Raw genomic sequence first — 14955 nt, forward strand, 5'->3', positions numbered from 1 at the left:
CTAGAGAGACCTGGCGCCGAGCCCGTTGCGGCCCAGGAACTCGAGCGACGCGTCGGCCACCTCACGCCAGTGGCTGTCGATCACCAGGGAGTGCCCGACGCCGGGGATCTCCACGATCTCGGTGACGTGGTGCTTGTTCTTGCGCTGCTTCTTGAATCCCGCGTTGGCGAGGGCGAAGGGGACGATGTTGTCCTTCTCGCCGGTGATGACGAGCATCGGGCCACGGTCGGCGTTCTTCTTCTTCGCCTTGGTCTTCGCCCACGGGTTCGTGTTAGCGGTGGCGGCCTGGAACAGCGGACGTCCGGGCGCCGGCGTGTGGAACGTCGCGTGCAGCTCACGGGCCTCCTCCTCGGAGACCGCGTTGGCGAAGCCGAAGCGGAACTGGTCGAACGTCAAGGTGACCGTGCGGCCGTGGTTGAGCGGGTTGCCGAGCACCGGGAACGCCGCCTTCAGCGCCGAGACCGGCAACGGCAGGACGCCCTGGCTCGGAGCCGGGTCGATGGTCACGGTCCCGGCGGCCAGGCCGCGGCCCGCGATGATCTGGACGAGCAGACCTCCGAAGGAGTGGCCGATCACGATGGGCTTGCGGTCGAGTCCGGAGATCACCTCCGCGACGTGATCGGCCACGTCGGCGACCGAGGTGCCGGCGAGCGAGTCTGCGTGGGCATGGGCCGCGTCGAAGGACGTCTGGTCGCCGGGCCAGTCGACGGCGACCGCTGCATAGCCGCGGCTCTCGACGAGTTCCTTCCACGGGTTCCAGCTGTCCTGGAGCAGCCACAGGCCGTGCACGAAGACGATCGGCTGGCGCCCGGAGGCATTGGCGGCGCGGACCTCGTCGGCCTCGCGGGTGGTGACGGTGATGGGGGCGGTGGTGGTGTTCATGGCTACTCCTCGTGTGATGGTCTATCCTGAGAGATAGAACGTTCGTTCTCTTTGTAGGCTCAACCATGGAGGCCCGCCGTGCATTCCGTCAAGGGCAAGATTCGTAGGATCGGGTTCGTGACCGTCTCCGAGCCCCGCGAACGCCTCCTGCGTACGGCGACCCGGCTGTTCTACGAAGAGGGAATCCACGGCGTCGGCGTCGACAAGGTGATCGCTGAAGCAGGGGTCACCCGGGCCACCATGTACCGCCACTTCCCCGGCAAGGAAGCACTCGTCGTCGCCTACCTCGACCACGAGGACGCCGTCATCCGCGACCTGTTCGCGACGGCAGCCACCCTCGCTGCAGAAACCCACGCCGCACCGCAGGACCTGCTCGCGCTGGTGATCGACGGCGTCGCCGACGATGCGACCCGCCTGCACACCCGCGGTTGCCCGTTCATCAACGCCAGTGCGGAGTTCCCCGATGCGGCGGGCGCGGTCCGCCAGGTCGTCCACCGTCATCGCACCTGGTTCCGCCAGACACTCACCGATCTGGCCGCCGCCGCCGGACTGCCGGACCCGGCCGCCACGGCTGCCGCGCTCGTCCTGCTGCGGGACGCGATGCTCGTCGGCAACTACCTCGACGGCAGCGACGTCGCCATCGACTTCCGGGCCACGGCCCGCCGGGTTGCCGGGCTCGCCTGACCGATCGGGCACACTGGGCCCGACGTTCCACAACCTCTCGGGGGAAACATGCGCGTGCCCAATGTGGGTGAAGAGTTCGGCCGCTACCGACTGGACCGGGTCCTCGGCCAGGGCGGCATGGGCATCGTCTTCGCCGCCACCGACCTGCGACTGAACCGCACCGTCGCCCTCAAGGTCATCACCGGCGTCCTCGCCCAGTCACCCGAGTTCCGGGCCCGCTTCCAGGCCGAAGCCGCCTCCCTGGCCCGCCTCGACTCACCGCACGTGATCGCCATCCACGAACACGACGAGGTCGACGGGACGCCGTACATCGTCACGCAGTACGTCGAAGGCGTGGACCTGTGGACCCAGATCAACGAACACGGCGCCATGCCGGCGAAGCAGGCCCTGCAACTGTGCGCCCAACTGGCACGCGGCCTCGCCGACGCCCACCGCGTCGGCGTGATCCACCGCGACGTGAAGCCCGGCAACGTCCTGATCCGCAGCGCAGGCACCCCCGACCAACACGCCTATCTGTGCGACTTCGGCATCGCCCGCGCCGACGGCGTCGAAGGACCCGCGCCGACCGCGACCGGCATGGTCGCCGGCACCTGGTCCTACCTCTCCCCCGACCGCACCGCCGGAGCCCCGGCCACACCCTCCAGCGACATCTACGCACTCGGGTGCGTGCTCTGGGCCTGCCTCACCGGCCGCGAGCCCTACCAGGGCACCGACGTACAGGTCGCCATGGCACACCAGATGGCACCCATCCCCCGCCTGCCCGGCAACAGCCCCTTCACCGAGCAACTCAACGCAGTCGTCGAAGGCGCCCTCGCGAAGGACCCCGCCGACCGCTACACCGACGCGTCCGCGTTCCGCGCCGACCTCGAACGCCTCGCCGCGACCGCGCCGGCCGACACCCTCGACGGACCCGCGGCGACGCCAGGTGCACCGACGTCCGTTCGGCCGCTGCCGGGTGGAGTGGCACCCACCGTGATTCCCGGCGGCCGGAGTTCCATCCCGCTGCGCCGCAAGAGGTGGCCGCTGTTCGTGGCCGCCGCAGCCGTGCTCGCCCTGCTCATCGGCGGCATCACCTGGCTCACGCTCCGCAACAACGACGACGACGGCGGCGGAGGCGGCGGCGATGACCGGACCGCCCCCGGCATCGCCGGCGATCTCGATGGCGACGGTCACGGCGACGTCTTGATCCAGCAGTCCCGGTTCGACGCGCTCAGCCCCCTGCCCACCTGGACCCTGGCCTCGACGGGCGCGCTGTTCCAGAAGGCGCAACGAACGGCCAGCGCGGCGGGGTCACCTGCGCGCGGCGACGTGGACGCCGACGGTCGCCCCGACATCGTGTGGGCGGAGGAGACCTCCGACGAGATCCTCGCCGTGCACGTCGAGCCTGCGGAAGGCGAGCCATGGGACACCGACGTCCGCATCGAACCTGACTACGACCTCCAGGACTTCACCGCCCAGATCGGCGACGTGACCGGAGACGGTCGCGGCGACCTGGTGCTGGTCGGGGACGCCGGGGACGTGGACACGATCCACGTCGCCGTGGGCACCAAGGACGGCTTTGCCGCACCGGCGCCGTGGTATCGCTCCGAGCTCTCCCAAGGCAGCATCTGGGTCGGCGACTTCGACGGCGACGACGTCGCTGACGTCCTCTACGCGGCCGACCTCGACGACGGCGCCGGCGACCCCGATCCCGCCACCGAGGACGTCGCAGGCCTGATCCGCGTGCTGGTCGCCGACGGCGACGGCTTCACGGCGACAAAGGACCTCGACCTGACCAACGCACCGCGGGCACCGCTGCTGTCCGACTGGTCCATCGGTGACATCGACGGCAACGGGGACGACGAACTGGTCATCGTCGGGGCCACCAACACGGGGATCATCGCCTACGACTTCGTCGACGGCGCCCTCACCGAGCAGGGGGTGTGGTGGAGCATCAGCCGCACCAAGGAGGAACGTCGCGAGGAGTTCGCCAAGGATGCATTGGTTGACGCCACCCTCTCCGACGTCGACGGCGACGGCGACAGCGACCTCGTGCAACTGCTCAACACCGACGAGGCCGCCCTCGGCGTGAACGTCCGCATCTCCGACGGCTCGAAGTTCGCCGACCCTGAGGACTGGGGCGCCCTCGCCTGCGGGACCGAGTGCGAGGACAGCTTCGCCTTCATCGACTGAAGGCGAAGGTCCTCGAGGCTCAGCGCAGCGGGTGCCGGACGATCGCCTGCTCGCGCTCGGGACCCACGCCGATGACCGAGATCCGGCCGCCAGAGCGCGCCTCGACGTACTCGACGTAGTCCTGCGCCGCCTTCGGGAGGTCCTCGAAGGTGCGGCAACCGGTGAGGTCCTCGGACCAGCCCGGCAGGTTTTCGTAGATCGGTACGGCGTGGTGGAAGTCGGTCTGGTTGACCGGCATCTCCTCGTGGCGGACGCCGTCGACGTCGTACGCGACACAGACCGGCACCACGTCGAGGCCGGTGAGCACGTCGAGCTTGGTGAGCACGAAGTCGGTGACGCCGTTGACGCGCGCTGCGTAGCGGGCGATGACGGTGTCGTACCAGCCACAACGGCGCGGCCGGCCGGTCGTCGTACCGAACTCGAAGCCCTGCTTGCGCAGGAACTCGCCCTTGTCATCGTTCAGCTCGGTCGGGAACGGACCCTCGCCGACGCGGGTCGTGTAGGCCTTGACGATGGCGATGACCTGGTCGATCCGGGTCGGCGGGATGCCCGATCCGGTGCAGGCGCCGCCTGAGGTGGCGCTGCTGGAGGTCACGAACGGGTAGGTGCCGTGGTCGACGTCGAGCAGCGTGGCCTGGCCGGCCTCGAGCAGCACGACCTCGCCGCGGTCGAGGGCCTGGCCCAGGAGCAGGGTCGTGTCGCAGACGTAGGGCGCCAGGCGCTCAGCGTGGCTGCGCAGCTCCTCGACGGTCTGCTCGACCGACGGTGCGCGGCGGTTGTAGATCTTGGTGAGGATCTGGCCCTTGAGCTCGAGGGCGCCCTCGACCTTCTGGGTGAGGATCTTCTCGTCGAAGAGGTCCTGGACCCGGATGCCGATGCGGTTCATCTTGTCGGCGTACGTCGGACCGATGCCGCGGCCGGTGGTACCGATCTTGCGGCTGCCGAGGAAACGCTCGGCGACCTTGTCGACCTGACGGTTGTAGTCGGCGATGACGTGCGCGTTGGCGCTGAGCTTGAGCTTCGACGTGTCGATGCCGCGGGCCTCGAGGCCGTCGATCTCGTGGAACAGCACGTCGATGTCGACGACGACGCCGTTGCCGATGACGGGGGTGCAGCCGGGCGTCAGGATGCCGGACGGAAGCAGGTGCAGGGCGTACTTCTCGTCGCCGATGACAACGGTGTGGCCGGCGTTGTTGCCGCCGTTGAACTTGACGACGTAGTCGACCTGGCTACCCAGGTGGTCGGTCGCCTTGCCCTTGCCCTCGTCGCCCCACTGGGCTCCGACGATCACGATCGCAGGCATTTGGTGTCTCCTTCGCTCGGACGGAGTCCCTCCGTCCGGAGACGGCTGCTCGACGCGCCACTGATGATGCTGGTGGGTGTGACAAGCAAGAAGCCCCGGCAAGGACCGGGGCGCTCTTGCGGCGCAACGTTACCAAATCGCGACCGACAGGCTAGATTCGGGAAAACAAGAACACGTTCTACGTCTCGACAAGCTCGACAACCGGGCCGGGGCTCGACAACCGGGAGAAGCAAAGTGGCCGCCAGCAGGGAAACCATCCTCGAGACCGTCCAGCGCTATGTCGACCTGGTCGCCAACGGCACCTCCGCCGAGGTCGTCGCGTTGTACGCCGACGGCGCAACCGTCGAGGACCCGGTCGGCAGCGAGGTGCGCACCACCCGTGAGTCGATCGCCGAGTTCTACGGCGCTCTCGACGGGCTCGAGCAGGAGGCGCGGATGATCCACGCGCGAGTGGCCGGCAACGAGGCCGCCTTCGCGTTCGAACTGGTGACCAAGGTCGGCGACCAGAACTACACGCTCGCCCCGGTCGACGTGATGACCTTCGACGACGACGGGAAGATCCTGAGCATGCGGGCGTTCTGGTCGGGCGAAGACATGTCGATCGCGTCTGCCTGAGCGCAGCGAAGGCAGACAAGGCGATCGAGGTTGAGGAGCGTCGGCTCAGACCCGCGCGAAGCGAGGGGCTGAGCGACGCGTCTCGAAACCCGGTCGAATGCGCATCACAGTTCCAGCCCCATCACGCCGGGTTTCGAGGCTCGCTTCGCTCGCACCTCAACCAGCGGGCTCGCCAGATTTCGCTCGCACCTCAACCAGCGGTGAGGCGGGCGGCGACCTCGGCGGCGACCGCACGGGCGAGGGTCTCCGGAGTGTCCTCAGCCCGCTCCGGGATGACGGCGTGCACGTCACCGGAGGCGAGCAGGTCGAGCGCGCCGACCTTCTGTTCGGCGGCCATCTCGGCAGCGTGGCTGGTGTCGCCGTGCACGATCACGCTGGCGCCCTCGGGCGGCAGCGGGGAGAGCCAGCCGCGTTCGGTGGCAAGCACCGTGCGGGCCGGGAGCAGGGCAAGTGCGCCGCCACCGCAGCCCTGGCCGAGGATCACCGACACCGTCGGCACGCTCATCGTGACCAGGCGGGCGATGCAGCGGGCGATCTCGCCAGCCATGGCGCCCTCCTCGGCTTCGGCGGACAGTTCCGCGCCGGGGGTGTCGATGATCGTGACCAGCGGCAGGCCGAGTTCCTCGGCAAGGTTCATCGCCCGCAGGGCCTCGCGCAGGGCGCCGGGACCCATCGCGGCGGCGCCCGACTGGCGCGACCGGTCCTGCCCGACCAGCACACACGGCTGACCGTCGAGGCGGGTCAGGGCGATCAGGACCGAGTCGTCCCGCTCCCCCTCGTCGGTACCGCGCAGGCGCAAGGTGCCCGCGGCGCCGTACCGAAGGAGGTCGCGGACGCCGACGCGGCCCTCGGCGCGCGTCAGCTCGATGTCCTCCCAGACCGGGTGGTCCGAGGTCGTGCCCTCTGCGACCGGGGTACGCCGCTCGAGACTCGCGGCGGTCGCGGGATCAACGAGTACGCCGAGGGCCTGGTCAAGCAGCGCAGGCAGTTCCTCGGCGAGGACGACCGCGTCGATGATCCCCTTCGCGGCGAGGTTTTCGGCGACCTGTACGCCCTCGGGGAACGGCTCGCCCTCCAGCGCCTCGTAGACCTTCGGGCCCAGGAAGCCCACCAGCGCGCCCGGTTCGGCGACGGTGACGTGGCCGAGCGACCCCCACGACGCGTAGACCCCGCCGGTCGTGGGGTGCCGCAGGTGCACGATGTACGGCAGGCCCGCAGCGCGGTGTTCCATCAGCGCACGGGAGATCTCGACCATCTGGACGAACGCGCGGGTGCCCTCCTGCATCCGGGTGCCACCGGACGCCGTACTCGCGACAACGGGGAGGCCTTCCGCCGTTGCCCGTCGTACGGCGGCCGCGATCCGCGCGGCGGCGGCGATGCCGATCGAGCCGGCCAGGAAGGCGAACTCGTTGACGACGAAGGCGAACGGACGTCCACGAACATCGCCGCGTCCCGTCAGGACGGATTCGTCGGTGCCGGCCTTGTCGGCCGCGGCGCGGAGAGCTGCCTGATAGGCCTCGCTGTGACCGGAGATGTCGACGGCGGAGTCCCACGACTCGTAGGTCCCCTCGTCCACCACCAGGTCGATCAGTTCACGCGCGGTCCACCGGCGGCTCGTCCCCATGGGCCGGAACTCTAGGCGTGTCCCTAGTCTGAGCAGGTGAGCGACTCGATCGTGGTGATCACCAACGCCGACGCCGGTACGGCGGACGACGAGGCACTCGAGTCCGCGCTGGAGGTGTTGCGCCGGAGCTTCGAGGTCGACGTGCACGCGACGTCGTCGCCGGACGAACTCGACGAGGTCCTCGACGGGCTCGGCGACCTGGGCGATCGCAAGGTGGTCGTGGTCGGCGGCGACGGCAGCGTCCACGCGGTCGTGGCCGCCCTGCATCGCCGCAACGAACTCAGCGGACGCGTGCTCGGACTCATCCCTCTCGGCACCGGAAATGACTTCGCCCGCACCCTGGACATCCCTCTCGATCCAGCCGAGGCCGCCGAGGCGTTCGCCACCGGCCACACCCGCGCGGTGGACCTGATCGTCGACGACCTCGACGCCGTCACCGTCAATGGCGTGCACCTCGGAGCCGGCGCGGAGGCTGGCGAGAAGGGCGCCCGCTGGAAGAGCCGGCTCGGGTCCGTCGGCATCGGCAAGGTCAATCTCGGCAAGATCGGCTACCCGATCGGCGCCCTGCAGACGGCCCTGAACCCGCCCACCCTGCGGGTGCGGGTCGAGGTCGACGGAGAGGTCGTGGTCGACGTCGACCACCAGGTCCTGATGGTCGCGCTCGGCAACGGAGCCTCCGTCGGCGGCGGCACCGAACTCACGCCGGACGCCGAGCCGCACGACGGGCTCATCGACGTCCTCGTCGCCACGCCGGTGGGCACCCTGTCCCGCCTCGGCTACGCACTGCGCCTGCCGTTCGGCCGCCACGAGGAGCACTCCGACGTACAGATCGTGCGCGGGATGTCCGTGCGCGTGAGCGGCAGCGAGTTCACGTGCAACAGCGACGGGGAGATCGACGGGCCGGTCCGGAGCCGTTCGTGGCGGGTGCTGCCGGCGGCGTACGCCATGGTCGTGCCGGTCGAATCGGAGTCGGACCCGTCAGCCAACTAGGCTTCGCGCCGTGGCACGAGGACAGCGCAACCAAGGTGGAGACCAGCAGGACCCCAGCGACTGGGTGACCCGGACCGCCGACCTGGCGCTCCGTCACGCAGAGGCAGTCAACGGCGGCGCCCTGCCCGAGGTGGTCACCTGCGCCTCCGGCATCAGCCCGTCCGGCCCCATCCACCTGGGCAACCTGCGCGAGTTCCTCACCGTACACTTCGTCGCCGAGGAGATCCGGCGCCGCGGCATCAACGTCCGCCACCTGCACAGCTGGGACGACTACGACCGGTTCCGCAAGGTCCCCGCCGGCGTCGACCCGTCGTGGAGCGAGCACATCGGCAAGCCGCTGTCGGCAGTCCCCGACCCGACCGGCGAGTTCCCGAACTGGGCCGAGCGCTTCAAGGCGCCGCTGCGTGCAGCCCTCAAGGACCTCGGTTGCGAGATGGTCGAGGTCGACCAGACCGAGATGTACGCCGCCGGCACCTACCGCGAGCAGGTCCTCACCGCGATCGCGAAGCGCGGCGAGATCGAGACCGTGATGGCGCGGTTCCGGACGAAGAAGGTCTCGACAAGCTCGACCGACGGGGACGCCATCGACGGCGAAGAGATCGCCGAGTCCACGGCCGAAGAAGAGGCCGGCCACGGCGCGAACGAAGACCTGGCCCGGTTCCCCTACAAGCCCTACTGCCGCGGTTGCGGTCGCGACACCGTCACCCTGACGTCGTACGACGACGACACGACCGACCTGGCCTACACGTGCGACGTGTGCGGCGACTCCTACGTCACCAACGTCGCCACGCAGAACGAGGGCAAGCTGGTCTGGAAGGTCGACTGGCCGATGCGCTGGACCTTCGAGGGCGTGCACTTCGAGCCGGGCGGCGTGGACCACGCGAGCCCGGGGTCGTCGTACACGGTCGGCAAGGAGATCGTCGGCCCGATCTTCGGTGGCTCCGCGCCGTCGTTCGTCGGGTACTCGTTCGTCGGCGTCGCCGGCATGCCGAAGATGTCGTCCTCCAAGGGTGGCGTGCCCACCGCCGAGGAAGCCCTGCGCATCCTCGAGGCACCGATCCTGCGCTGGCTCTACGTCCGCCGTCAGCCGAAGCAGGCGTTCAACGTCGACTTCGGCCAGGAAGTCCTCCGTCTGTACGACGAGTGGGACGCGCTGACGAAGAAGGCCGCGATCCCCGAAAAGCGTGATGCCGCGGTCCTCGCGTGGGAGCGGGCTTCCGCGACCTCGACCGCCGGCACGCTGCCGACGCCGGCCGTCATCTCACCGTTCCGGATGCTGTCGTCCGTGGCGGACGTGACCGCGGGATCACGGGAGATCACCGCGCGCACCGTCGGCGCGAGCGAGGCGGATCTCGAGCCGCGGCTGTCGAAGGCCGCCACCTGGATCACCGCGTACGTCGACCCCGAGGACCGCACCGTCGTGCGGGAGTCGGCCGACGTCGAGCGTCTGGGCGCGCTGTCCGAGGACGAGACGCTCTGGCTCGGCCAGTTGCTGGACCGGCTGCCCGACTCGTTCGCGGACTCCGAGGAGCTGACCACGCTGATCTACGGCGTCCCGAAGCTCGCGCGCGGCCTGGCCCTCGACGATCCGCCCACCGATGAGGTGAAGGCGGACCAGAAGGCGTTCTTCAAGCTGCTCTACGAACTCCTGGTCGCCGCCGAGCGCGGCCCGCGGCTGCCCACCCTCTTCGCGGCCCTGGGCCCGGAGAACGTGCGCTCACTGCTCACTCCCTGACGGTGGTGCTGCGATCGGCGTGAGCCAGGCGACCAGCGGCGGCATGTCGTCGAGGACGAGATGGGTCTGGCCGATCGTGCGTCCGTGCGGGTCGCGCCACACCAGGAGCAACCGGTCGCCGTCGAGACCGGTGACCAGGTCGGTCTCCGTGTGGTCGAACATGCAGACGCCCCGCACTGGCACGTCCTCGACCATGCCGCTCGTGTTGCTGAGGTCGCTGAGCGCCGCGAGGAGCGCCGAGGCGACCCGCCAGTCGGTGCCGGCCCCGAGCACGAAGCCGTCCCGCGCACGGAAGGTCACCAACCCCTCGTCGGCGCTCGCCTCCACCGTCCCCAGCTGCCGGCGGATCACGGCGTCTCCCACGGCGGGCGATCGAGCCGTTTGCCATGGAGGTAGAAGTGCACCCTGCCTCGGAACCCGGGGTCGCCCGCCCAGTGGTCGCGCACGTACCGCAGTTCGAACGACGTGACCGAATCAGCCTTCGGGCCGGTTCCCGCCAGTGCCCCGGCCACGTCCGGGATGTGGCTGAGGTCGAAGTGCACGATGCCGCCACTGTTGCGTGCCCAGTCCAGGGCGGCCTTGCTCTTGGCCATGAAGTTCGGAAAGACGGTGCTCTCGGCGACATCGTTGAGCAGCCGTCCCCCTGCCTGGTTGGACAGTTCGCGGAGCTTTCCTCCCGCCGAGGGCCCGTAGACGAGATCCAGCAGGCCGAAGACCAACCCTTCGGGATGCCCGGTCGCCGGGTCCTTGCGCGGCTTGTTCGCGAGGTCACCGTGGAGCTCTACCTTCGCCGCGTCACTGACCTTCTCGTAGGCGTCCTTGTCCAGCGACCTGACCTTGATGTCGGGCCGGGTGGGTTCCTCGGAGCTGAAGTCGTCGAGCGCGCTGGCCTTGATGTCAGGCCGGGTCGGCTCCTCGGAGGTGAAGTCGTCCGGAAGGCCCTCGACCCGGATGGCCGACCGGTCGGGATCGCCCTGGCGTTCGGCGACTCCCGGCTTGGGCGGGACACTGAAGTCGATCTCGTCGGTCCGGCCGCCGTACTCGTTGACTCCGGGGACCTCGGTCACGCTCTCGGCCGGCATGAAGCGGTCCTTTGTCCCCTCGGTCCGGTCCGGCCCGGTCACCACCTCACCCGCGAAGACCTCCACATGACCCAGCCGAGGGACAAAGGCCAGGAGGGGCTCCTCGGTCGCGTGCTTGTCCCGGATCCTCTGGTCCTGCTCGGGGTCGTGGGTCTCGGGACTGTCCTTCTTCCAGTTGACGTGGTCCGGGTGCAGGACGTTGATGCCCATCGTCTGCAGTTGCTTGACCACAGCCATCCGCTGGGCGTCCGTCAGGTCCTCGCCCGTGGGACCGGTGATCTGGTAGAGGTCGTGGTCGCCACCGATGTCCTTGAAGGCGCTCCCCTCACCGTCCGCGCCAGGGCGCAGCGGGTCGACGACCTGGACGACTCCGTCCTTGACCCGGGCCACGCCCTGCGCGGTCAGGTCGCCGTAGTAGGCGCTCATGGTCTCGAACTCGCGCTTGCGGTCGGTGAATCGCTTCTCGACGGCAGCCCGCGCCTCCGGAGTGAGCGCCTTCAAGATGGCCTCGCTCGGCATCCGCGGCTCGAAGAAGCCGACCTTGCCCTCGCCACCGACCGGGCCGCCGATCACCCCGTCCACCCGGTCGACCGTCTTGGACTTGACCAGCGAGGGCTTCGCGACGCCGCCCGCTTCCAGGACCGGGAGCGAGTCCGGGTTCGTGCGCCGCACCTTGATGATCACGTTGAGCTGGTCACTGGCCGCCTGGAACCCCTTCGCGGTGTCCTCCAGCATGCCGCCGTCCTGCAACATCTCCTTCGGCGAGCGCGGTCCGAACACGTCGCTCGACGGCGGCGCCGGGTCGGCGATGAACTCGCCGCCGGCTGGCAACGCGGTGTCGTGCGGCAGCGCTTCACCCTCGGCGCGTCGCTGCTGCTGTCCGTCCTCGTGCGCCGGCGACCCGGTGCCGTCGTCGTGGGTCCTTGGCCCCCCGTGCTCGCCAGGGGCATCGGCCTTCACCGGCTTGCGTTGGCCCGCCTTGCCAGCGAAGGTCGAGGCCAGGTTCTGCAGGAGCTCCTCGACGGTGAGGTTCAGGTCGCCGCTCGGAAGCTTGCCTCCGTAGATGCCGCCGAAGAAACCGCCCACCTCCTGGGCGCCTCCGATGAGGAACGCGTTGCGCCGTCCCGCGGCCGTTGCGGCATCGGACGCCACGCCGATACCGGTTGCCGCCGTCGCCTGGCCGGCGAGCTTGGCCTCGAGCTCGGCTGTCTCGACCACGGCACGCTCGGCGCTGCTGGCAAGTTCAGCTGCCTCGCGACTGAGCACGGTGTGCATGCCGAACTTCTCAGCAGCCGCCCCCGTTGCCTTGGCCGACGGCGCCAGGACCTTGCCCACGACCCGGCCCAACAGCTCCTCTCCGAACTTGGCGCCACCGGCTCCGAGCGCGCCACCGATCAGGTCCGCCTTGAGGTCGTTGAGGGAGTACGCGTCGCCCTTGATCACGACATTGGTCGCGACGCTGGCCGCGATGTTGATCGCAGCCGTCTGGAGGAAGGCAACCAGACCGGGTCCGGCTCCGGGGATCGCGATGGCGAGGGCGATGGAGACGGCAAAGCTGACGGCACTCTGCAGCTGGGCACGGACCCGTTCGTTGTCCTCCTCGTAGGCAGCGGCGTCGCCGGTGAGGGCTGCCCGGGCTCGCCGCAGCTCCAGCAACAGCGCCTCGCGCGCGGCTGGGTCCCGGGTCACCGCGAGGTCCTTGGAGAGCTTCAACATCCGGTTGCGAGTGTCCGTCAACAGGCGCTGGGTCTCGGGGTCGTCGCCGATGGCCCGTAGGTCGCCGGTGATGCCGCGGTTCGCCATCGTGGCCGAGTGTTCGGCCTTCCCGCCACCGACCAGCCAGGCCGCCTCACTCGCTCCGCCTGATTCCTTCAGCGCAGCGCTCGAGGGCTTGGCCAGCTGCTCGCCGACCAGGGTCGCGTCGCGCCCCGACACGAGTCCCTGGCTGACGGCGTGGATCTCGAACATGCCGGGCTTGTCGATGCCGGCCGCCTGCGACTCGGTGCGTGCCGCTCCGTCCAGATTGCGGCCGAACAACTCTCCTTTGAGGTCCCGCTCCCCGCGGGGACCGTTGTAGGCCTTGATCAGCGCCGCGACGGCCTCACCGTGCGGTTGGCGCTTCAGGATCTCCTTCACCTTCGCGACGTCGCGCTTGCCCATCGCGTGTTCCAGCTCAGCCACGTCCTCCGCCCGACCGCTGCCGCTCGCGAGCGTGCCGAGCAGCTTCTCGTCGGCGTCGTCGGCGCTGGCCACGATCCTGTCGAAGGAGCGCCCGCTCATCCCGCGGAGACCCTGGTAGGAACTCTTGTACAGCGCGATGTAGCGCCCGGTGGTGGCGTCGATCGCTCCGTCGATGTCCGCGATGATCGACTCCTTGGTCGCCACCGGCACCCACGGGTCCTGCGCAGCCGCAATCAGGTCCTGCTTGGCGAGGTCGCGGAACGATCGCAGCGTGGCGATGATCTTCTTGGCGCTGGTCGTGCGTGCCTTCTCGTCAGCGACCAGCCGCGCTGCCTCGTACTCGATCAGGGCCGTGCTGTCTCCTGCCTTGGCGGTGTTGCCGAGGGCAGCGACGGCATCCGCGTTGCCCTTGCCGAGGGTCCTGGCCAGCATCGATCCGACGGACTCCCCGCCTGCCCCGGGACGTTGCTGGAGCAGCTTGCTGAGGCGATCGGTCACCGCGGCCCCGGCCGACCTGGTGGCGTTGGCGGGATCTGCCAGTGCCTCCAGGCGATTCTGCTCGATGAGCCCCATCATCTCCTTGGTCAGGGCGTTGCGCGTCCGGCGCCGTTCCTCTGTGCCGACCGCGCCGAACAGGGAATCGTCGGCACTGGCGTCGGCCGCATCGAGCTTCGCGATCTCGCGGGCCTGCTGCTCGAGCAGCATCGCGTCGGCACCCGCCACGTCGCCGCCGCGGAGCAGGTCCATCCGCGTCCGCCTGGTCCCGGTCATCCGGCGCAGGTCCTCGGCGATGGGTCCGAACCGGTGCTCGTAGAGGGCGTCGCGACGCACGATGTGCTCCACCGGGACCCGGTGCATTGCCAGCGCCTGATCAGCCTTGGTGTTCGTGGGGAACCCCCGCAGCAGGGAGTGCAGCTCGACGGCCTCCCCTTCCAGCCGGTTGAGGGCGGCCGCCTTGTCGGCCTCGGCCACCATCGACCGGGCAATGTCGGCGGCGACCTCCGGCGGCATGGTCGCCAGCTCGGCGAGGACCGACTCGGGAATCGGCTCGGGTCTGGTTCCCTTCATCAGGATCGCGATCCGGGCCTGCTCGTCGGGCGACAGGTTCGAGGGTCTGCCGGACTCGCCACCCTCGAACAGATCCTTGCGCAGCGAGGTCCGCTTCTCCCACGCGTTGTACCGGCGCTCCACCTCCCCGACCTGGCTGGGCGTCAGGTCATCGAGGGCGACCAGCACCTTCGCGGCGTCGACCTTGCGCTTCTCCTTGGACACGTCGCGTTCGAGCCCGCCGAGGAACCCGGACTGCTTGAACCCGATGTCGTAGTCGGCCGAGTCGATGGCACGCACCAGGTCGTTGGCTCGCGTCGCGGGGTTGAAGGTCGGGTCGGTGACCCGGCCCAGCGCGCTGATGGCCGGTGACGGCGCCGCCGCCGGTTCCCCGCCTGCAACGCTCGGGCCCACCGAAGTCAGGGTGCGCGCGGCCACGGTAGGCGTCGCCGTCACCCGCTGAGCGGAGGCCATCGCCCCCACCAGTCGCGTGACGGCCGCGTTGCCTGCCGTCTGCTGCAGCTGCCCGAGTGTTCCTGGCTTCTCGGTCTCGTCCTTCGTGGCCGGTTTCGGGCGCGGTGGTCGGCGCGGCCGCCGGGACCGCGTGGAGGAGTCGACCCGGGAACCCACCCCTGATCTT

At 69.6% G+C, this 14955-nt stretch carries 10 protein-coding genes; 5 read left to right on the forward strand and 5 right to left on the reverse strand.

Translation table 11 applies throughout. The features are described from left to right. Nucleotides 1-882, reverse strand: a complete 882-nt coding sequence (locus tag HRC28_RS24490) for an alpha/beta hydrolase (protein ID WP_182377951.1) — start codon at nt 880-882, stop codon at nt 1-3. A gap of 117 nt (nt 883-999) precedes the next feature. On the opposite strand from HRC28_RS24490, the gene HRC28_RS24495 reads away from it, so the two are divergent. Further along, on the forward strand, nt 1000-1566 hold the full coding sequence (locus HRC28_RS24495; protein WP_237111637.1) for a TetR/AcrR family transcriptional regulator: 567 nt from the start codon (nt 1000-1002) through the stop codon (nt 1564-1566). A 48-nt stretch (nt 1567-1614) separates the two neighbouring features. Beyond that, on the forward strand, nt 1615-3738 hold the full coding sequence (locus HRC28_RS24500; RefSeq protein WP_182377952.1) for a protein kinase: 2124 nt from the start codon (nt 1615-1617) through the stop codon (nt 3736-3738). Nucleotides 3739-3757: 19 nt separating this feature from the next. Here the strand turns inward: HRC28_RS24500 and HRC28_RS24505 are convergent, their stop codons facing one another. After that, complete coding sequence (locus tag HRC28_RS24505; RefSeq protein ID WP_182377953.1) at nt 3758-5041, reverse strand: adenylosuccinate synthase; 1284 nt, start codon at nt 5039-5041, stop codon at nt 3758-3760. A 234-nt stretch (nt 5042-5275) separates the two neighbouring features. Between HRC28_RS24505 and HRC28_RS24510 the strand changes: the two genes are divergently transcribed. Next, on the forward strand, nt 5276-5656 hold the full coding sequence (locus tag HRC28_RS24510) for a nuclear transport factor 2 family protein (protein WP_182377954.1): 381 nt from the start codon (nt 5276-5278) through the stop codon (nt 5654-5656). Nucleotides 5657-5846: 190 nt separating this feature from the next. On the opposite strand, the gene HRC28_RS24515 is transcribed toward HRC28_RS24510, so the two are convergent. Continuing rightward, nucleotides 5847-7280 (reverse strand): carboxyl transferase domain-containing protein, encoded by a 1434-nt coding sequence (locus HRC28_RS24515; RefSeq protein ID WP_182377955.1) that lies wholly within the window; start codon nt 7278-7280, stop codon nt 5847-5849. A gap of 36 nt (nt 7281-7316) precedes the next feature. On the opposite strand from HRC28_RS24515, the gene HRC28_RS24520 reads away from it, so the two are divergent. Both HRC28_RS24520 and lysS read left to right on the forward strand, forming a co-directional pair. Beyond that, on the forward strand, nt 7317-8270 hold the full coding sequence (locus HRC28_RS24520) for a YegS/Rv2252/BmrU family lipid kinase (protein WP_237111638.1): 954 nt from the start codon (nt 7317-7319) through the stop codon (nt 8268-8270). Nucleotides 8271-8280: 10 nt separating this feature from the next. Continuing rightward, complete coding sequence (gene lysS / locus HRC28_RS24525) at nt 8281-10005, forward strand: lysine--tRNA ligase (protein WP_182377956.1); 1725 nt, start codon at nt 8281-8283, stop codon at nt 10003-10005. On the opposite strand, the gene HRC28_RS24530 is transcribed toward lysS, so the two are convergent. Together HRC28_RS24530 and HRC28_RS24535 are read right to left on the reverse strand one after the other, a co-directional pair. Further along, nucleotides 9988-10356, reverse strand: coding sequence for a hypothetical protein (locus tag HRC28_RS24530; protein ID WP_182377957.1), 369 nt, complete (start codon nt 10354-10356; stop codon nt 9988-9990). The two genes, lysS and HRC28_RS24530, sit on opposite strands and share 18 nt — an antisense overlap. Continuing rightward, complete coding sequence (locus HRC28_RS24535; RefSeq protein ID WP_182377958.1) at nt 10353-14771, reverse strand: hypothetical protein; 4419 nt, start codon at nt 14769-14771, stop codon at nt 10353-10355. The genes HRC28_RS24530 and HRC28_RS24535 overlap by 4 nt, the downstream gene beginning before the upstream one ends. Nucleotides 14772-14955 lie beyond the last annotated feature (184 nt).

It is taken from the genome of Nocardioides sp. WS12 (assembly GCF_014108865.1).
Lineage (GTDB): Bacteria > Actinomycetota > Actinomycetes > Propionibacteriales > Nocardioidaceae > Nocardioides.